Consider the following 18,857-nt stretch of genomic DNA (forward strand, 5'->3'; position numbering starts at 1 on the left):
GCGCGTGTGCCGTGTTAACGGAGGCTTGTGTGCATTACAGGTGAATGGCGCCCATATCCAGTCGGCCGCGATCATTGTCGCCGTGATCGCCTTTTGGTGGGACATGATGGACTTTCACGACCTGGTCGCCTTGCAGTGTTTCAAGATGGATATCGAAGCCCCACAAGCGGTGCAGGTGTTTCAAGACCTCGTCGGTTGATTCGCCCAAGGGTTTGCGGTCATGTTGCTGGTGGCGCAGGGTCAGGGAGCGGTCGCCACGGCGGTCGATACTCCAGATTTGTATGTTGGGTTCACGATTGCCCAGGTTGTACTGGGCAGCCAGGGTTTCACGAATGATGCGGTAACCGTTCTCGTCGTGAATGGCGGGTACCAGCAAGTCGTCTTTTTGATCGTCGTCCATGATGCTGAACAATTTCAGATCGCGGATTACTTTGGGTGACAGGTATTGCAGGATAAAACTCTCGTCCTTGAAACTGCTCATGGCGAACTTGATGCTTGATAGCCAGTCGCTGCCTGCCAGGTCAGGGAACCAGTAACGGTCCTCGTCGGTTGGGTGTTCGCAAATGCGCCGGATGTCGCAATACATTGCAAACCCCAGTGCGTAGGGGTTGATGCCGCTGTAGTAAGGGCTGTCAAAGCCGGGTTGGAACACCACGCTGGTGTGGGAAATGAGGAACTCCATCATGAAGCCTTCGGTCACCAGGCCTTCGTCGTAGAGGTCGTTCATCAAGGTGTAGTGCCAGAAAGTAGCCCAGCCCTCGTTCATCACTTGCGTTTGCCGTTGTGGGTAAAAGTATTGTGCAATCTTGCGCACGATACGCACAACTTCGCGTTGCCAGGGCTCCAGCAGCGGCGCGTGTTTTTCTATGAAATAGAGGATGTTTTCCTGAGGTTCGTCGGGGAAGCGCGCGTTATCTTTCTCGCTTAGTTTGTCTGCGCTTTTAGGGATGGTGCGCCACAAATCGTTAATCTGCTTTTGCAGATGCTCTTCGCGCTCTTTTTGGCGACGGCGTTCCTCTTCAGCTGAAATCGGATCGGGTCGTTTGTAGCGGTCTACACCGTAGTTCATCAAGGCATGGCAGGAGTCGAGCAGGTCCTCGACCGCATCGATGCCGTGGCGCTCCTCACATTGCATGATGTACTGCTTGGCGAACACCAGGTAGTCGATGATCGAACTGGCGTCCGTCCAGGTGCGAAACAGGTAGTTACCCTTGAAGAAGCTGTTATGCCCATAGCACGCATGGGCCACCACCAGTGCTTGCATGCAGATGGTGTTTTCTTCCATCAGGTAAGCAATGCACGGGTCAGAGTTGATGACGATTTCGTAGGCCAGCCCCATCTGCCCACGGGTGTATGACTTTTCGGTGCTCAAAAAGTGTTTGCCATAGGACCAGTGGTGATACCCCAGCGGCATGCCCACTGAAGCGTAGGCGTCCATCATCTGTTCGGCAGTAATCACTTCGATCTGGTTGGGATAGGTATCCAGCGCATAGCGTTCGGCCAGGCGACCGATTTCACGGTCGTAAGCCTGGATCAGGTCAAAGGTCCACTCTGAGCCAGTGGAGATGGGTTGGCGTTTATTCTCTTTGGCGGTCATGTCACTAACCTGCGCTGGAAGAGTTCACGGAAGACCGGATAAATATCGCCGGCCGAGACCAGTTGTTGCTGCGCGAAGGTGTCGGAAAACGCCTCGCTGATGCGTTCGTATTCGTACCAGAGGGCCTGATGTTCGCGCGGTGTAATCTCTACATAAGTGTAGTACTGCACGAATGGCATGATCTGGTTGATCAGAATGTCGCGGCAAATGGGTGAGTCATCGTTCCAGTTATCCCCGTCAGAGGCTTGCGCTGCGTAGATATTCCACTCGTTGGTGGGGTAGCGCTCGGCCATGATCTCCTGCATCAGTTTGAGTGCGCTTGAGACGATGGTGCCGCCGGTTTCTCTTGAGTAGAAAAACTCCTCTTCATCCACTTCGCGTGCACTGGTGTGGTGGCGAATAAACACGACGTCGATTTTGTCGTAGTTCCGCTTCAGGAACAGGTACAGCAAGATGAAAAATCGTTTGGCGATGTCTTTCGTGGCTTGGGTCATGGAGCCAGAAACGTCCATCAGGCAGAACATGACGGCCTTGGAGCTGGGGTTGGGTTGCTTGACCAGCAGGTTGTACTTGAGGTCAAAGGTATCGAGGAAAGGTACGCGGTGAATTCGTGCGCTAAGTTTCTCGATTTCGGCCTCTACGGCTTTGATATCGCCGAAGTTATCGGGCTCTTCGCGCTTTAATCGTTCCAGCTCAGCCTTGGCCTCCCTGAGTTTTGCCCGACTGCTGCCTGAAAGGGCAATGCGCCGGGCGTGAGCTGAGCGCAAGGTACGAATGATATTGATGCGAGACGGGTTGCCCTCGTTGCTGATACCGGCGCGTACGGTTTTAAAGGTGTCAGTTCCGGTCAGGTTGCGTTTGACCAGATTGGGGAGTTCAAGGTCTTCGAACATGAATTCGAGGAACTCTTCCTGGGTAATCTGGAATACGAACTCATCCATGCCTTCGCCGGAATTGCCAGCTTTTCCGGGCCCACCGCCGCCGCCCGCTCCGCCTTGAGGCCGGGGAATGTGTTCGCCGCTGGTGAACTCCTTGTTGCCAGGGTGAACTACGGTTTGCTTGCCACCGCGCCCATGGTGAAGCACCGGCTCATCGATATCGCGGCCGGGAATGCTGATTTGCTCGCCATGTTCCATATCCGTTATGGAGCGGCGGCCCACGGCCTCTTCTACGGCCTTTTTGATGTGGTCACGGTAGCGCCGCAGAAAGCGCTGACGGTTTACCGTGCTCTTGTTCTTGCCATTGAGGCGTCGGTCGATCACATAGCTCATTAGGCCCTCCGGGCAGCTTCAAGTTGTGAGCTGCAAGCTGCAAGTCCAGGCAATTGCGCGTGCCTGGTCCTTGCAGCTTGAGGCTTGAGGCTTACAGCTGCCTCACTGCGACTTGCGGACCCGCAGGTACCACTCGGAGAGCAGCCGTACTTGTTTGTCGGTATAGCCGCGTTCGACCATTCGAGTGACGAAGTCGTTGTGTTTCTGTTGGTCCTCTTTGCTCGCCTTGGCGTTGAAACTGATAACCGGCAGCAGGTCCTCGGTGTTGGAGAACATTTTCTTCTCGATCACCACGCGCAACTTCTCGTAGCTGAGCCAGGTAGGGTTCTTGCCGTTGTTGTTGGCGCGGGCACGCAGAACGAAATTGACGATTTCGTTGCGGAAATCTTTCGGGTTGCTGATGCCGGCCGGTTTTTCGATTTTTTCCAGTTCTTCGTTCAGGGCTACGCGGTTGAGGATCTCACCGGTTTCCGGATCGCGGTATTCCTGGTCCTGAATCCAGAAGTCGGCGTACAGCACGTAGCGATCGAAGATGTTTTGCCCGTATTCGCTGTAGGACTCCAGGTAAGCCGTCTGGATTTCCTTGCCGATAAACTCGATGTAGCGCGGCGCCAGGTATTCCTTGAGGAAGCGCAGGTAGCGCTCACGGGTTTCGGCCTGGAACTGTTCCTGCTCGATCTGCTGTTCGAGTACATAGAGCAGGTGAACGGGGTTTGCTGCAATTTCGTGGGGATCGAAGTTGAATACCTTGGACAGGATCTTGAACGCGAATCGGGTCGAAAGCCCGTTCATGCCTTCGTCGACGCCCGCGTTGTCGCGGTATTCCTGAATGGATTTGGCTTTCGGATCGGTGTCCTTGAGGTTCTCACCGTCATATACCCGCATCTTGGAGTAGATGTTGGAGTTTTCCGGCTCTTTGAGGCGCGAAAGAACAGTGAACTGGGCCAGCATTTTCAAGGTGTCGGGTGCGCAATGGGCTTTGGCCAGTGAGCTGTTGAACAGCAGTTTGTCGTAGATTTTTACTTCGTCACTGACGCGCAGGCAGTACGGCACTTTGACGATGTAGATCCGGTCGATAAACGCTTCGTTGTTCTTGTTGTTGCGGAAGGTGTGCCACTCCGATTCGTTTGAGTGGGCCAACAGGATACCGGTAAACGGAATGGCCCCCAGACCTTCGGTACTGTTGTAGTTGCCTTCTTGAGTGGCAGTCAGCAGTGGGTGCAGCACCTTGATCGGCGCCTTGAACATCTCCACGAATTCCATCAGGCCCTGGTTGGACCGGCACAGCGCGCCCGAATAGCTGTAGGCATCGGCGTCGTTCTGCGGGAATTCTTCCAGTTTTCGAATATCAACCTTGCCGACCAGGGCTGAAATGTCCTGGTTGTTTTCATCGCCGGGTTCGGTTTTGGCGACACCGATCTGGTTGAGAATCGAGGGATAGAGTTTCACTACGCGGAACTGGCTGATGTCACCACCAAATTCGGCCAGACGCTTGGTGGCCCACGGCGACATGATGGTACTCAAGTAGCGTTTCGGGATGCCGAAATCTTCTTCGAGGATCGCGCCATCTTCTGTGGCGTTGAACAGCCCCAAAGGCGATTCGAAGACCGGCGAGCCCTTGATCGCATAGAAGGGCACCTTTTCGATCAGTTGCTTTAGCTTTTCGGCAAGGGATGACTTGCCGCCCCCGACCGGGCCCAGCAGGTAGAGGATTTGTTTCTTCTCTTCCAGGCCCTGCGCAGCATGGCGGAAGTAGGAGACGATCTGGTCAATGCATTCTTCCATCCCATGGAAGTCTTCAAAGGCCGGATAACGACGAATCACCTTGTTGGAGAAGATTCGTGACAGACGAGAGTCGTTTGAGGTGTCCAGCAGTTCCGGTTCACCAATGGCCAGCAGTAGCCTTTCAGCAGCAGAGGCATAAGTGCTTTTGTCTTGCTTGCACAGCTCCAGATACTCCTGGAGCGTGAGCTCTTCCTGGCGTGTGGATTCAAAGCGTTGTTGGAAGTGGCTAAAAATACTCATGACGTCACCTCGCTCGATACGTGGAGTCGGCGATAGATCGGTCAGTTCGAGTGCTGGCATGCAGCAGCATTTCAGCTGCTGTGTACCCCCCAGGACACCATCAAGGTGGCTAAGCCCTTGAAGTTACTACCGATGATCCATTCGCCGGTGTACCGGCTCTCCCCAGATTTGGATGGCCTGAGGTAAAGGATAGTTGGTAATCCGGGAGGTCAAGGCGAGATGCATGAATTGTTGCGCCTGACCGTTGGTCAGGAAGGGCGCCAGCCCTCTGATACCGGGGGCTGGCGCTGAAAAAAATATTATTCGGCAGTGCTTTGCGCGGTTTCGTTCGGATAAGTTGCACGCCACAGCTCGAAGCCGCCATCAAGGCTGTAGACCTCGCTAAAACCCTGGCTCACCAAATACGCCGCGGCGCTTTGGCTGGAGTTGCCGTGGTAACAGGCAACGATCAGGGGGGCGTCGAGGTCGGCGTTGGCGATGAAGTCATGCAGTGAGTGGTTGTCCAGGTGCTTCGCGCCGCTGATATGACTGGCGGCAAAGGCCTGTGGATCACGCACATCAACTACGACGGCGCCTTGTTCGCGCAAGGCCTGGGCCTGCTCTGGCGGGATACGTTTGAATTCGGTCATGGGGAGATTCCTGTGGCCTGACAGCGGGCGCGGTTAGCTGGCGCCCAAGGGTTGGGAAGGTGGGGCGGTTTGCACGGCGATGGAGGGCGCCGCAAGGGCCGGGTCGTCGCAATCGCAGATCAGGCGCTGACCGGTATCGACGTTGAGCAGAGTCATGGCGCCTCCCCAGACACAGCCAGTATCGAGAGCGAAGATGCCAGGCTCCTTGCAGTTGCCTTCCAGCGCTGCCCAATGCCCAAAGATGATCTTGAGCCCTTGGGTTTTGCGTTCTTTATAACTGAACCAAGGCGCGTAGCCTGGCGGTGCGCTACCGATGCCTTCTTTGCTTTTGAGGTCGAGCTTGCCTTCTCGGGTACAAAAACGCATCCGGGTGAAATAGTTGGTGATAACCCGTAAACGGGTGACGCCCGTCAGCTCGTTGTCCCACTTGGCAGGGTCGTTGCCGTACATTCCGTCCAGGTAAGGCCCGATGAGGTTGTCATCACGCAACGCATGTTCAACTTCACTGGCACACTTGAGGGCTTTCTTCAGTGTCCACTGCGGCGGTATTCCTGCATGCACCAGTGCAATATTGCGCTCGGCATCGTGATGCAGAAGAGGTTGCTGGCGTAACCAGCTCAGCAGTTCATCACAATCGGGAGCCTGGAGGATTTCACGCAGGGTATCGCCTTTTTTCAGGCGCTCGGCGTTATGGCCGACGGCCAGCAGGTGTAGGTCATGGTTGCCCAGCACGCACACCAGTGATTCTCGCATGCGGTACAAAAAGCGCAGGGTTTCCAGCGATTCCGGGCCACGGTTGACCAGGTCGCCCACCAGCCAGAGCTTGTCTCTGTCAGGGGCGAAGGCTACGCGTTCGAGCAGGCGTTTGAGAGGCTTCAGGCAGCCTTGCAGATCGCCAACGGCATATACCGCCATCAGTGCAGGGCCCCGGGGACCGCAAGGCGGAAGGGCGCAATGACGGCTTTGAACTCATGACCGTCGTCGGCATGCATCAGGTAGCTGCCTTGCATGGTGCCGACTTTGGTCGTGATGACCGAACCGCTGCTGTAGGAGTGCTCGCTACCGGGGGCGATTGTAGGTTGCAAACCCACAACGCCAGCGCCACGAACTTCTTCTACATGGCCATCGCCGTCGGTGATTACCCAATGCCGGGACAGCAGTTTTGCGGGTATTGAGCCGTTATTGCGCACCGTGATGGTATAGGCAAAGGCAAAACGCTGATGTTCAGGCTGCGATTGTTCTGGCAGGTAACGCGTGACGACACTGACGTCGACCAGGTAGCGGGGATCGTGCATGCGAGAGGCCTTACGTGAAAGCGAAGACACAGTTCGGGATAAAACTGATGCCTGAGTCTAGGCCAAACAACGTGTACTAGGCCAGACGTTGCGTCCGGCCCAGTACCCGTTTTTCTCGGCAATCAGTCGGCAGAGGGCGCTACGACAGGCTGTTCGCTGAGCTTGTCGGCCAGGCGCACAAAGGCGGCAAGGTCGAGTTGCTCCGGACGTTTGCTGCCATCAACGCCAGCGGCTTCGATTTCATCGTTGCTGAGCAAGGCTTTGAGGGTGTTGCGCAGGGTTTTACGACGCTGGTTGAATGCTTCACGAACCACGCGTTCAAGCAGTCGATGGTCCTTGGCTGGATGTGGCAGCACTTCGTGCGGCACCAGTCGGACAATTGCCGAATCAACTTTTGGCGGCGGATTGAATGCACCTGGGCCTACGTTGAACAGGTGTTCGACGCGGCAGTGGTACTGGACCATGATCGAAAGACGACCCCAGTCGCCACCGCCAGGACCGGCGGCCATGCGTTCAACCACTTCTTTTTGCAGCATGAAGTGCATGTCGCGGATCAGGTCGGCATTTTTCAGCAGGTGAAAAATCAGCGGTGTGGAGATGTTGTACGGCAGGTTGCCGACTACTCGCAGAGTACGGGGTGCAGCGTTGAGGCTTTTGAAGTCGAACTTCAGCGCGTCACCCTGGTGCAGGGTGAAGTTGCTCATCCCTGCGAACTGCCGATTGAGGATCGGGATCAGGTCTTTGTCGAGTTCCACGACGTCAAGTTGACCACCGCTGTTGAGAATGCCTTCGGTCAGGGCCCCCTGGCCCGGGCCGATTTCCAGCAGGCGATCGTCAGCCTTGGCGTGGATGGCGCGCAGGATACGGTCAATAACGCCTGCATCGTGCAGGAAGTTCTGGCCAAAGCGCTTGCGCGCCTTGTGTTGGTATTGCTCGTTCATATACGGGTCTCGGCCATCTGGTAGGCGGTTTCCAGGGCGACTTGCAGGCTGCCGGTGTCGATTTTGCCGCTACCTGCCAGATCCAGGGCGGTACCGTGGTCGACAGAGGTGCGGATAATCGGTAAGCCCAGGGTGATGTTGACTGCGGCACCAAACCCTTTGTACTTGAGTACGGGCAGGCCTTGGTCGTGGTACATCGCCAGCACTGCGTCGCAGTGTTCCAGATATTTGGGGGTAAACAGAGTGTCGGCAGGCAGCGGGCCACGCAGGTCCATGCCCTCGCTGCGCAGGCGCTCCAGGGTTGGTTCGATGATGTCGATTTCTTCATGGCCCAAGTGCCCGCCTTCACCGGCATGGGGGTTTAGCCCGCAGACCAGGATACGCGGTTGGGCAATGCCGAATTTTTGTTGCAGGTCGGCGTGCAGGATACGGGTAACCCGCATCAGTCGCTCGGAGGTGATTGCATCGCTGACCTGACGAAGTGGCAGGTGAGTCGTGACCAGAGCTACGCGCAGTCCGCGAGTGGCAAGCATCATTACCACTTGCTCGGTATGAGTCAGGTCAGCGAGGAATTCGGTGTGGCCAGAAAACGGAATGCCCGCTTCGTTAATCACGCCTTTGTGCACGGGGGCGGTGATCATTCCTGCAAAGTCGCCACTCAGGCAGCCTTGGGCGGCGCGGGTCAGGGTTTGCAGCACAAAGGCTGCGTTGGCCTTGTCCAGCGTGCCAGCGGTGACGGTGGCATTCAGGGGGGTATCCCACACGTACAAACTGCCTGCAGGCGCCGGTTGTTCGGGCCAGTTGCCAGGCCCTACAGACAGCAGGCTGACAGCCACACCGAGCTGCGCTGCCCGCTCAAGGAGCAGGTCGCGGCTGGTGATGGCAATCAGGGGGTGTGGCTGTTGCTGCGAGGCGAGCAGCAGGCACAGGTCTGGACCTATGCCTGCCGGTTCACCGGGTGTCAGGGCAAAGCGCTGTGCTTTCACTGCGCGGCCTGATCTGCGCTGTCAGTTCCGGTTGCGCCTGGCAGCTTGATTTCAACGTAGGCTTCGTCGCGGATCTGACGCAGCCAGGATTGCAGCTCTTCGTCGTACTTGCGGTTACGCAAAGCGTTCATTGCCTGTTGCTCGCGTGCCTGGGTGGTGCTGTCAGTGGCGCGACGGCCAAGGACTTCCAGTACATGCCAGCCGTATTGGCTTTTGAAGGGTTTGGACAGCACGCCTTGTGGTGTGTCGGCCATTGCTTCGCGGAACTCGGGTACCAGCGAGTTGGGGTCAACCCAGTTCAGATCGCCGCCGTTAAGAGCGGAACCCGGGTCTTCGGAGTAGTTTTTAGCCAACTCTGCAAAGTCTTCGCCGGCGCTGATGCGCTCGTAAAGTTTCTCTGCCAGCGCCTTGGTGGCCGCTTCGCTGCGAATTTCGCTTGGTTTGATCAGGATGTGGCGAACATGCACTTCGTCCACAACCACTGTTTCGCCGCCGCGTTTTGCATTCAGCTTGAGGATGATGAAGCCGCCAGGCGTACGCACTGGCGGTGTTACGTCACCCACAGGCATCTCGCTGAGCATGCGGTCAAAAGGAGGTGGCAGTTGAGCTGCTTTACGCCAGCCCATGTCGCCGCCTTCCAGTGCAGTGTCGCTGCCGGAGCGAGCGATAGCCATTTGCCCGAAGTCCGCGCCTTGCTTGAGCTTGTTGTAGACATCTTCGGCTTGCTTGGCGGCGTTCTGGATGGCATCTGAACTCGCGCTCTCAGGCGTTGGAATCAGGATGTTGGCCAGGTTGTATTCTTCGGACATCTGCATTTTGCCCAGATCCGAAGCCAGGAAGTTTTTCACTTCCTGATCCGTTACCTGGATGCGCTCAGCCACACGGCGTTGACGCACACGGCTGATGATCATCTCGCGACGTACCTGCTCGCGGGCATCTTCATAAGACAGGCCGTCGCGGGCCAAAGCCTGGCGGAACTGTTCGATGGTCATGTTATTGCGCTGGGCAATGGTGCCGATGGCCTGGTTCAGTTCTTCATCCGTGATACGGATGCCTGAACGCTCGCCGATCTGCAGTTGCAGGTTTTCGACGATCAGGCGTTCAAGCACCTGCTGGTCCAGAACGCTGGCAGGGGGAACACCCTGGCCACGCTTGGCGATGGTTTGCTGAACTTCGTGGACGCGCTGATCCAGTTGGCTCTGCATGATCACGTCGTTATCGACAATGGCCACCACTTTATCCAGGGGTTGTACCGCAGCGCTGGCTGCAGTACCCAGGAACAACGCGCCCAGCATTAGCGGGCGCAGACACTCAGAAAGCTTGATCTTCACGTTCACGATAACCTTGGATGCCTTTGTCGAGGAAGCTCTCTACTTTGGTGCCAACAACGCCACCGAGACCTTTCAGCACAACTTGGAGGAAGAGACCATGGTCGCCCTTCTCGTTAAGAGGGGCTGCTTGGGTGTACTCGTCGTTGGATACCCAATAACGGCTGATCAGACGAAGCTTCCAGCAGCAGTTGTCGTACTCGAAACCACCGAAGGCTTCCAGGGTACGGTTGCGGTTGTAGTCGTACTGCCAGCGGCTGATGGCATTCCATTGAGGCACGATCGGCCAGATAACCGAGAAGTCGTGCTGCTGAATTTTGTAGTAATCCTTGATGTAACCCGGTTGACCCGGGGTTCCGAAATCACCACCACCAACGATCCACTTGCCGGTGTACTGGTCGTAGCGAACCTGGTCGTTGCGATAGCGATAGCCGATGTTGACGACCTTGTTCGGGTTGTCTTCAGGCTGGTAATGCATCATCGCACTGCCAGAACGCGGGCTGCGGCTTTCCGGGTCCCAGTTGTAGTCGGCAGTGGCCCGCCAGTCGCGGTTGAAGCGATAGGCGTACTCCAGCGCATACGGCGACATGCTGGAAGTTGCATCCTTGCGGTCGTCTTCAATGCCAGGCAACTGAACCTTGCGGTCCTTGAAGTAGTAGGCCTGGCCCACGCTGATGCGTTGACGTTCAAAACCGTTGTCTTCGATCAGGCGGCTGGTCAGACCCAGCGACAGCTTGTTCTCGTCACCGACGCGGTCAGTACCGGTGAAGCGGTTGTCACGCCACAACGAGGAATAGCTGAAGGTGCTTTCGCTGGTGTCGAAAATCGGGATGTTGTCTTGATTGCGCTCAGGGACATACAGATAGAACGCACGCGGCTCCAGGGTCTGGCGGTAGTTGGTGCCGAACCAGTTGGTGTTGCGGTCGAAGTACAGCCCGCTGTCGACGCTTGCGATTGGCACACTGCGGCTAACCGAACTGTCGAATTTTCCACCTGCAGTGGCCAATTGGGTCTTGCCGGTACCATCCAGATCCAGGTCGTACTGGGTGTACATGTACTTGAGGGACGGCGTGAGGTAGCCGTAGCTCCAGTTCAGCGGCAGGCTGACACTCGGGGCCAGGTTCATGCGCGTACCGTTGGCTCGAGCCAGACCCGTTACGTTAGTGTCCAGGCGATCATCAGTAGTACCATTTTCGTTGGTGTACTGACCGTTTTCGAGGCTGCGATCGAATCGAACCAGCTCGGTGTTGTAGGCGATGTTCAGGCCGCCCGGTTGCTGTGGCAGTTCACCATTAAGGGTCAGTTGCGGCAGCATGTTGTAAGGCGTGATCTGAGTAACAGTGGCCAGTTGATAGGCCTGTGCGTTCAGCTTGGCGGTATAGCTGTCGCCACGATAGCTGACAGCACCTTGCTGGTTAACGTAATCACGGCTTTCAACGCCGATCTGATCACTTTCCAGGTCCTGGAAGTAATACGGGTCGCTGATTTTGGTGTAGTCGACTTCGGTCAGTACACGGGAATCGAGGCCACTCTTGTGCTGCCAGTTGAGCATGTAGCGCTTGTCGGTGTAGTCGGTCTGGCGCTTGCGGTCGTCGTTATCGTCGTTGAGGTACGCGGCACCGAACTGGCCTTCGCTGGACTCGGTCAGGTAACGGAACTCGCCTTCCATCAACAAGCCGCGCTTGGTCATGTAGCGCGGGTACAACGTGGCATCGTAGTTGGGTGCCAGGTTGAAGTAGTACGGGGTCACGAGCATGAAGCCGGTGTCGGAGCTGCTGCTGAAGGACGGCGGCAGGAAACCGGACTGACGGCGATCGTCGATCGGGAAGTAGATGTACGGGGTGTAGAACACCGGAATGTCCTTGACCCGCAGCGTCACGTTGGTCGCCGTACCGAAACCGGTAGCCGGGTTCAACGTGATGTTGTTGCCCTTGAGTTGCCAGGCGTTGCTGCTGGGTTCGCACGTGGTGTACGTACCATCCTTGAGGCGGATGATCGAGTCTTCGGCACGCTTGGCGTACAGCGCACTGCCGCGAATGCGCGACTTGTGCAGCACGTATTCGGCGTTGTCGACCTTGGCCGCACCCGTGTCCAGTTGAACATCGGCGTGGTCGCCTACGATCAGGGCCCCGTTGTCGCGCAGGCGAACCTTGCCATTGAGCTCGCCACGGCTTTCAGCCTGATACAGGCTGGCTTCGTCGGCTTCGATCTGCATGCTGCCCTGACGCATTACGACGTCACCGGCCAGGGTCGCGACCTGCTCTTCCTGCTGATAGCGGGAGGCCTTGGCGCCGATAAAGGTCGGGGAATCGCTTTTGCTGGTCGTGTCGTTCATGCCCGGACGGATGGGCTCTACGTACGAACCGGCGCAGTACGGACCGGTTTCGGCCAGTTGCGCTGCGGTCAGTTTGTCACGTGGCACCCAGTCGAGATGGCTGTAGTCGTCACTGCGCGCTTTTAGCGCACGGCCTTTGGCCTCAGTCACCAGCGGGGCCTGTTTGACCTGCTCGCTGGTTTCACCGCTTGCACCTACAGACCCGTCGGCATGGGCCGGACGCGGTGGCAGTTGCGCCACGCTGTTTTTTGGTGCGCAATCCCAGCCACCCGAAGCCGACACGGAACAGTCATACTGCTCCTCGGCAAACGCGAACGGCGTGGCTAGAGGTTGCATGGCCAGCAAACTGCCGGTTACCAGCAACGGAAATTTTTTACGAAACGCGGGGGATTTCAATGCCATCTTATTAGTCCGGGCTTCCTGCGTGCCATCAGCCCGCGGTGGGGGACCGCACGCCTATCGATGGTCTGGAAAAGATTCTGGATAATAAAGCATGACCCGCTTGACGGCTAGCACCGTCGGAGACCCTTGTAATGCCTGACCAAGATGTACGCTTGCAACACCTGAAAGTTTGGCTGGATGAGCAGTTGGCAACCTTGTTCGCGAATGAGGGGTGGGGTGCTGTGCCCCCGGCCACGCTGACTGCTGCCAGTAGCGATGCGAGTTTCAGACGCTATTTTCGCTGGGAAGGCGAGGGTCGCAGTTTTGTCGTCATGGATGCGCCGCCGCCCCAGGAAAACTGCAAACCTTTCGTCGATATTGCCGATTTGTTGCGTACTTGCCAGATAAACGTACCGAAAGTTTATGCTCAGGACCTCGATCGCGGCTTTCTTTTGCTCAACGATCTGGGCAATAAAACCTTTCTCGACGTGATTAACAGCACCAATGCCGATGAGCTGTTCAAGGATGCGATCGAAGCCTTGCTGGCGTTTCAGCAACTGCCGATGGTCGAGCCGTTGCCCAGCTATGACGTGGCCTTGTTGCGCCGCGAGCTTGAGCTGTTCCCCGAGTGGTACGTACGGGCTCACCTGGGTGTTGACTTCAATGAACAGCAACTGGCTGCCTGGCAACGGGTCAGCACACTGCTGATCGACAGTGCGCTGGCACAGCCCAAGGTGCTGGTGCACCGCGACTTTATGCCACGCAACCTGATGCTCAGTATTCCCAATCCCGGTGTGCTGGACTTTCAGGACGCCGTGTATGGCCCGGTGACGTATGACATCACCTGCCTGTTCAAGGACGCCTTTCTGAGCTGGCCCGAAGAGCGCGTGCGTGCCTGGCTGCAGGATTACTGGAAGCTGGCATTGCCCCTGGGCATCCCGGTGCAATCGAACTTTGAAGAGTTCCTGCGCGCCAGCGACCTGATGGGTGTGCAGCGGCACTTGAAAGTGATCGGCATTTTTGCCCGCATTTGTCACCGTGATGGCAAACCGCGCTACCTGGCCGATGTGCCGCGCTTCTTCTCTTATATAGAAGGCGTGTTGGCGCGGCGTCCTGAGTTGGCCGAGTTGGGTGAGCTGTTCGCCAGCCTTGGACTCGTCAGCGAGGCCGATGCATGAAAGCGATGATTCTGGCTGCCGGCAAGGGCGAGCGCTTGCGGCCACTGACCCTGCACACACCAAAGCCATTGATTTGCGCTGGCGGTGTGCCACTTATCGAGTACCACTTGCGGGCACTGGCGGCGGCGGGGTTTACCGAGATCGTGATCAATCACGCTTGGCTGGGCCAGCAAATTGAAGATCACCTGGGGGACGGTTCGCGCTTTGGCGTCAGCATCCGTTACTCCCCTGAGGGCGAGCCACTTGAAACCGGGGGCGGGATTTTCAAGGCGTTGCCATTGTTGGGTACTGAACCTTTTGCGGTAGTGAACGGTGATATCTGGACCGATTACGACTTTGGCGCCTTGCGTCAACCGCTGACGGGGCTGGCCCACCTGGTATTGGTGGATAACCCGGCGCATCACCCCAGCGGTGATTTCTGCCTGAACGGCAAGCAGGTTGAAGATGGTGTGTCTGGTAGCGATACGTTGACCTACAGCGGTATTGCCGTGCTCCACCCGGAGTTGTTCAGGGAATGCACGGCAGGTGCTTTCAAGCTGGCACCTCTGTTGCGCAAGGCGATGGTTGCAGGGCAAGTAACGGGTGAGCGTTTGCTCGGGCACTGGGTCGATGTGGGCACACATGAACGTCTGGCCGAGGTCGAGTCGCTGATTGAGAGCTCCCGCTAAAATGCTGTGGCCAGGGACTCTCGTTGGAGCCGGAGCGGGTTTTTTTATAGCCAGCATTCCGGGGGCCATGCTCGGAGCTTTATTGGGGCAAGCGCTGGACCGGCGCTTGCAGCTGCACAGTTGGGCGCATTTGCTTGAGCGCCTGGGTGCCCGGCCGGTGTTGCGCAACGATGAGCTGTTATTTGTGCTGCTCGGTCGACTGGCGAAAAGTGGAGGGCGAGTCGTGGACAGGCACATCGAGCAGGCGCGGCTTGAAATGCGTCAGCTCGACATGGAGCCCGCAGCCCAGAAGCGTGCCATTGCGGCGTTCAATCGCGGCAAGTCAGGTAATGATTCGTTGCGCGGCTACCTGCGGCGTCTTAAAGCTCAGCCCCATGCGGCAGAAGGTGTGTTGCGCGCCTGCTGGCGGATGATACTGGCTGATGGCCGCGTTGCGCCCCAGGAGCGTGAGTTGATCACGCGCTGGGGGAGCTGGCTGGGCTGGACACGGCAACAGGTTCTGGCACTGGGGGGCGAATATGACGCCCCTAAAAAGCCGGTGACGACTCGCGGCTGGACTTATCAGCAATCGCTGACCTTGCTTGGGGTTACGGCTACCAGTGATCCTGCGCAGATCAAACGTGCCTATCGACGATTGCTCAGCCGTCACCATCCGGACAAGGTTGCTGGCACAGGTGCCAGTACGCTGCAGGTAAGAGAGGCCACGGAAAAAACCCGTGAGCTGCATCAGGCCTACGCCTTTATCCGTGAACAGCACGGTTTTTAACGGCGCTTACTTGTCCACAGGCTGGGGGCTGAGCCAGCCGCGAACACGACGAAACAGTTGCTCCTGTTCGCCATCCCGATTTCCCGGGATGGCGAATAATCCTACCTGCTTGAAATTCGAACCGTTGGCTCGCTTGCTTGCCTGCAATCGTTGCAAGGCGGCTTCGCGGGCAAGTGGCTGGTCCTTGTAGAAAATATCCAGCAGTGCCACGTCGAGGGCGGGTGTCAGTTGGCTCAGCTCTGACTTTGCCTGGGCGGGTGTGTGCGCAGAAATCATGACCAGTTTCTGAATCTGGGCCGGGTGCTTTGCGCTGATATAGCGCGATGCCCAGTAGGCGCCTGAGCCGTGGCCGAGCAAAACAATACTGCGCATGTTTTGTTTCTGGGCAAAGGAGATGGCCGCGTCGATGCGGGCAAAGATGCGCTCGGCATCCGCTTCGCTCAAAGCATCAACGGTTTCAATGCTCTTGGGCTCCGGGCTTTCGGTGCCTGCACTGGCCGCCTGCTCGATGGGTTTGGCTGTGGTGCTGGCTGCTTTGCTGCTACTGTCTGTCGCTAATGTCGTAGGAGTTTTTTCTGGTTCGTCTTCCCGCGCCTGACTGGCTTCGCTTTGCATGTCCGGCAAGCTCAGGCTCAGGCTGGCCCAGTTGGCGTCCGGAAGCTTGTTGCGCAGAGGGCCGACAACCAGCGGCCAGTCGGCGGTTTCACCGGCCCCGGGAATAATGATCACCGCACCTTGAGGGGCGGTGCTGTTGGCGGGTTTCCAGAGGGCAAGAAAGCTGTCGCCCGGGGCTTGAAGCTGTTGCTGTTCGTGTTGCGGAACCTGTCGCTCAAGAGCCGCCGCGTCTTCCTGGCTACGCTCGGGCAGCGGTTCACGCACGGCAGGTTTGGGCTGGGCCTCGGCCTCGGCTTCTGTTGCAAACACTGGCGAGGCGAGTGGCAATAGCAGCGACATGTACAAGGCCGGTAGTACCAGACGATAAGAAAACATCAGTGATTCCAGGCCAGAAGTAGTCCCGGCAGCGTAATGGGTTGATCAGTATTTGTCAGGGTGTGAGCGTTTAGATGAGACGTTTTTGCTATCTGTGGGTTATCGGCTGGTTATGGCTGCCCTTAATGGGCAATGCGGTGCCTGTGCCTGCGGCCCAATTGTCGGCGGATCAGCGCGAGTGGCTGGCCCAGCACAAGGAGCTTCGGGTAGGGCTTGTCTTGCAGGCGCCCTATGCCAAGTTTGATCAACGGTTACAGCAGCTTTCGGGCGCCAACGTCGAGCTGATGAAGTGGCTGGCCCAGGCGCTGGATGTTGAGCTGATATGGCGTAACTATCAGGACCTGGCGCAACTTGAGCAAGCTGCCCGCGCCGGTGAAATCGATCTTGTGCCCGGCTTGACCCAGACCCCGGCCGGTTTGCGGTTGTGGCAGTTTTCCGATCCTTACATGCGTGTGCCGCAGTTGTTGGTGGGCACACGTAATGGCACCGGTTCGGTGGACCTGGAACGAGTCGACAGCCAGACCCGGGTCGCGGTGCGCATGCCCAGCGCCACGGCCGATTTTTTGCGCAGCAGTTACCCCGGCCTCAACCTGCAAGGTGTGCCGCTGGAGCGTCAGGCTCTGCAACTGCTGCTCAGTCAGCAAGCGACTTATGCCGTTATCGATGAGGCCCAGCTCAGTCGTTTGTCGGTCGAGCCGGAGTTCGCGGAGCTGGCCGTGGTGGGTGATGTCGGCTTGCCGCAGCTGTTGCGGGTTGCGACGCGCCGCGACTGGCCCCAATTGGCCGACATCGTTGAGCGCGGGCTGCATGCAATCCCGGCGCGGGACATGGAGCAACTGCACAGCCGCTGGCTGCAGCCCAAGTATCCGCACCTTGGGCCATCGCCCGGCTTTTGGCAGAACCTGAGTTTACTGATGGGTGCGTTGTTGCTGGCCAGCATGGCGATTGTGGTGTGGCAGCGTCGCCAGCAAACGGCCCTGGAGCGCGCGTTACTCAGCGCCCGCGAAGATCTTGTCGTGCGCACGGCCAGTGCCCAGGCGCTGCGCTTGAGCCAGTTCTCAATCGACCAAAGCCCGGTGGGTATCTTGTGGGTCAATTGGGACAGCCACGTGCGCTATGCCAATCGAGCGGCTGAAGACATGCTCGGCTATCAGCCGGGTGCCGTGCTGGATCGACCGTTAAGCGATTTTGAACCGGGTCTGAACATGGACCGTTGGCTGAATATGTGGCGGCGTGCGCGCAATCACAAAGAGGGTGTTCACCGCAGTGAAACCCTATGCGTGCGGGCCGATGGCAGTGAGTTTCCCGCCGATGTGACCTTGAGCTTTCTGCGCTTTCAGACGTCGGAGTACTTGGTCGTGTACCTCAATGACATCACTGAGCGGCACCGGGTACAGGCCGCCTTGCAAGAAAGTGATGCGCGCTTGCAGGGCATTGCTGCCAACGTACCGGGGCTGGTCTTTCGTCTGGAGCGTTCGTTGCTGACGGGTGAACTGGATTTCCCCTATATCAGTGAGGGCAGCGAAAGCCTTGCCGGTTTTTCTCCGGCAACACTGCGCCTGCGCGAGGTAGGCCTGCGTAGCCTGGTGCATCCTGATGACAGGGCTGACTACCATCGTGTGCAGGACATGGCGCTCGACAGCGACAGTGACTGGTCATGGCAGGGTCGGATATTGACCCGTCAGGGGCAGCAGCGTTGGGCCGAAATCAAGGCGATAACCCGTCGCCTGGATGATGGCACCGTAGTATGGGATGGCATTGTCTGGGATATCAGCGAAAGCAAGCGCATTGAACTTGAGCTGGACAGTTCCCGCGGGCAGTTGCGTGAATTGTCGGCGCACCTCGAAAGTGTGCGCGAAGAAGAGAAAGCGCGCATCGCCCGTGAGGTTCATGATGAGCTGGGGCAGATGTTGACGGTGCTTAAACTGGAAACCTCGATGTGCGAGCTGGCTTACGCGCAGCTTGATCCGGGGTTGAATGAGCGGCTCAACAGCATGAAAAGGCTGATTGCCCAGCTCTTTCAGTTGGTGCGCGATGTGGCCACGTCACTGCGACCACCGATTCTGGATGCAGGTATCAGTTCGGCCATCGAGTGGCAGGCCAGGCGCTTTGAAGCGCGCACGCACATCCCGTGTCTGGTGCAGGTGCCGGAGCACTTGCCGCCGCTTGGAGCGGCCAAGGAAGTGGGCTTGTTTCGTATCTTGCAAGAAGCGCTGACCAATGTGATGCGCCATGCTCACGCGCACACGGTTGAGCTGACCTTGAGTGTGGAAGGCAAGGAGCTGTGCCTGAACATCAGTGATGATGGGCAAGGCTTTGTGCCTGACACTGGCAGGCCGACGTCCTTCGGCGTCGTGGGGATGCGTGAGCGGGTCTTGATGCTGGGCGGAACCTTGTCTCTGCACAGTGTTCCGGGGGAGGGGACGACCCTGATTGTACGCGTGCCTTTGGTTGATAAAAGTTGATG

General features: G+C 57.6%; 15 protein-coding genes. 4 read left to right on the top strand and 11 right to left on the bottom strand.

Annotation, left to right across the window (positions count from 1 at the left end; all coding sequences use genetic code 11):
• Nucleotides 1-34: 34 nt before the first annotated feature.
• The 10 genes from KO536_RS21195 to KO536_RS21240 all read right to left on the bottom strand — a co-directional run bounded on the left by KO536_RS21195 (nt 35) and on the right by KO536_RS21240 (nt 12,809).
• A complete protein-coding gene (locus KO536_RS21195) occupies nt 35-1,597 on the bottom strand; it encodes a SpoVR family protein (RefSeq protein WP_219262874.1) in 1,563 nt (520 codons plus the stop codon).
• The gene (locus KO536_RS21200; RefSeq protein ID WP_133075305.1) at nt 1,594-2,868 is read right to left on the bottom strand and encodes a YeaH/YhbH family protein; all 1,275 of its coding nucleotides are present in this window, start codon (nt 2,866-2,868) and stop codon (nt 1,594-1,596) included. Before KO536_RS21200 ends, KO536_RS21195 begins: the two co-directional genes overlap by 4 nt.
• Nucleotides 2,869-2,970: 102 nt before the next feature.
• Entirely contained in the window at nt 2,971-4,893 is a 1,923-nt protein-coding gene (locus tag KO536_RS21205; protein WP_019823081.1) for a PrkA family serine protein kinase, read from the bottom strand.
• 299 nt (nt 4,894-5,192) lie between these two features.
• Entirely contained in the window at nt 5,193-5,522 is a 330-nt protein-coding gene (glpE, locus tag KO536_RS21210) for a thiosulfate sulfurtransferase GlpE (protein ID WP_019823082.1), read from the bottom strand.
• A 33-nt stretch (nt 5,523-5,555) separates the two neighbouring features.
• Complete coding sequence (locus tag KO536_RS21215) at nt 5,556-6,437, bottom strand: symmetrical bis(5'-nucleosyl)-tetraphosphatase (protein ID WP_219262875.1); 882 nt, start codon at nt 6,435-6,437, stop codon at nt 5,556-5,558.
• A complete protein-coding gene (gene apaG / locus KO536_RS21220; protein WP_133075307.1) occupies nt 6,437-6,817 on the bottom strand; it encodes a Co2+/Mg2+ efflux protein ApaG in 381 nt (126 codons plus the stop codon). Before apaG ends, KO536_RS21215 begins: the two co-directional genes overlap by 1 nt.
• 122 nt (nt 6,818-6,939) lie before the next feature.
• Complete coding sequence (gene rsmA, locus KO536_RS21225; RefSeq protein ID WP_219262876.1) at nt 6,940-7,758, bottom strand: 16S rRNA (adenine(1518)-N(6)/adenine(1519)-N(6))-dimethyltransferase RsmA; 819 nt, start codon at nt 7,756-7,758, stop codon at nt 6,940-6,942.
• Nucleotides 7,755-8,744, bottom strand: coding sequence for a 4-hydroxythreonine-4-phosphate dehydrogenase PdxA (gene pdxA, locus KO536_RS21230; protein WP_219262877.1), 990 nt, complete (start codon nt 8,742-8,744; stop codon nt 7,755-7,757). Before pdxA ends, rsmA begins: the two co-directional genes overlap by 4 nt.
• Nucleotides 8,741-10,075: a peptidylprolyl isomerase SurA gene (surA, locus tag KO536_RS21235; RefSeq protein WP_133075310.1), complete on the bottom strand. Its 1,335-nt coding sequence runs from the start codon at nt 10,073-10,075 to the stop codon at nt 8,741-8,743. Before surA ends, pdxA begins: the two co-directional genes overlap by 4 nt.
• Nucleotides 10,056-12,809 carry an LPS-assembly protein LptD gene (locus KO536_RS21240; RefSeq protein WP_133075311.1) on the bottom strand — a complete coding sequence of 918 codons (2,754 nt, stop codon included), beginning with the start codon at nt 12,807-12,809 and terminating at the stop codon, nt 10,056-10,058. The genes surA and KO536_RS21240 overlap by 20 nt, the downstream gene beginning before the upstream one ends.
• Before the next feature lie 131 nt (nt 12,810-12,940).
• Between KO536_RS21240 and KO536_RS21245 the strand changes: the two genes are divergently transcribed.
• The 3 genes from KO536_RS21245 to KO536_RS21255 are packed head-to-tail and all read left to right on the top strand — an operon-like array spanning nt 12,941 to nt 15,400.
• On the top strand, nt 12,941-13,966 hold the full coding sequence (locus tag KO536_RS21245) for an aminoglycoside phosphotransferase family protein (protein WP_133075312.1): 1,026 nt from the start codon (nt 12,941-12,943) through the stop codon (nt 13,964-13,966).
• Nucleotides 13,963-14,634: an N-acetylmuramate alpha-1-phosphate uridylyltransferase MurU gene (murU, locus tag KO536_RS21250; RefSeq protein WP_133075313.1), complete on the top strand. Its 672-nt coding sequence runs from the start codon at nt 13,963-13,965 to the stop codon at nt 14,632-14,634. Before KO536_RS21245 ends, murU begins: the two co-directional genes overlap by 4 nt.
• 1 nt (nt 14,635) lies before the next feature.
• On the top strand, nt 14,636-15,400 hold the full coding sequence (locus KO536_RS21255) for a TerB family tellurite resistance protein (protein ID WP_219262892.1): 765 nt from the start codon (nt 14,636-14,638) through the stop codon (nt 15,398-15,400).
• A 6-nt stretch (nt 15,401-15,406) separates the two neighbouring features.
• Here the strand turns inward: KO536_RS21255 and KO536_RS21260 are convergent, their stop codons facing one another.
• Nucleotides 15,407-16,390 (bottom strand): alpha/beta hydrolase family protein, encoded by a 984-nt coding sequence (locus tag KO536_RS21260; RefSeq protein ID WP_219262878.1) that lies wholly within the window; start codon nt 16,388-16,390, stop codon nt 15,407-15,409.
• Between the two features lie 74 nt (nt 16,391-16,464).
• Between KO536_RS21260 and KO536_RS21265 the strand changes: the two genes are divergently transcribed.
• The gene (locus KO536_RS21265) at nt 16,465-18,855 is read left to right on the top strand and encodes a PAS domain S-box protein (RefSeq protein ID WP_219262879.1); all 2,391 of its coding nucleotides are present in this window, start codon (nt 16,465-16,467) and stop codon (nt 18,853-18,855) included.
• The last annotated feature ends 2 nt before the right edge of the window (nt 18,856-18,857 follow it).

This window comes from Pseudomonas sp. NKUCC02_KPG, assembly GCF_019345465.1.
Classification (GTDB): Bacteria; Pseudomonadota; Gammaproteobacteria; order Pseudomonadales; family Pseudomonadaceae; genus Aquipseudomonas.

What these genes read in the sequence shown, in the direction of transcription:
- KO536_RS21195 (WP_219262874.1), bottom strand. Translation starts at nt 1,597, where the DNA reads ATGACCGCCAAAGAGAATAAACGCCAACCCATCTCCACTGGCTCAGAG.
- KO536_RS21200 (WP_133075305.1), bottom strand. Translation starts at nt 2,868, where the DNA reads ATGAGCTATGTGATCGACCGACGCCTCAATGGCAAGAACAAGAGCACG.
- KO536_RS21205 (WP_019823081.1), bottom strand. Translation starts at nt 4,893, where the DNA reads ATGAGTATTTTTAGCCACTTCCAACAACGCTTTGAATCCACACGCCAG.
- glpE (WP_019823082.1), bottom strand. Translation starts at nt 5,522, where the DNA reads ATGACCGAATTCAAACGTATCCCGCCAGAGCAGGCCCAGGCCTTGCGC.
- KO536_RS21215 (WP_219262875.1), bottom strand. Translation starts at nt 6,437, where the DNA reads ATGGCGGTATATGCCGTTGGCGATCTGCAAGGCTGCCTGAAGCCTCTC.
- apaG (WP_133075307.1), bottom strand. Translation starts at nt 6,817, where the DNA reads ATGCACGATCCCCGCTACCTGGTCGACGTCAGTGTCGTCACGCGTTAC.
- rsmA (WP_219262876.1), bottom strand. Translation starts at nt 7,758, where the DNA reads ATGAACGAGCAATACCAACACAAGGCGCGCAAGCGCTTTGGCCAGAAC.
- KO536_RS21240 (WP_133075311.1), bottom strand. Translation starts at nt 12,809, where the DNA reads ATGGCATTGAAATCCCCCGCGTTTCGTAAAAAATTTCCGTTGCTGGTA.
- KO536_RS21245 (WP_133075312.1), top strand. Translation starts at nt 12,941, where the DNA reads ATGCCTGACCAAGATGTACGCTTGCAACACCTGAAAGTTTGGCTGGAT.
- murU (WP_133075313.1), top strand. Translation starts at nt 13,963, where the DNA reads ATGAAAGCGATGATTCTGGCTGCCGGCAAGGGCGAGCGCTTGCGGCCA.
- KO536_RS21255 (WP_219262892.1), top strand. Translation starts at nt 14,636, where the DNA reads ATGCTGTGGCCAGGGACTCTCGTTGGAGCCGGAGCGGGTTTTTTTATA.
- KO536_RS21260 (WP_219262878.1), bottom strand. Translation starts at nt 16,390, where the DNA reads ATGTTTTCTTATCGTCTGGTACTACCGGCCTTGTACATGTCGCTGCTA.
- KO536_RS21265 (WP_219262879.1), top strand. Translation starts at nt 16,465, where the DNA reads ATGAGACGTTTTTGCTATCTGTGGGTTATCGGCTGGTTATGGCTGCCC.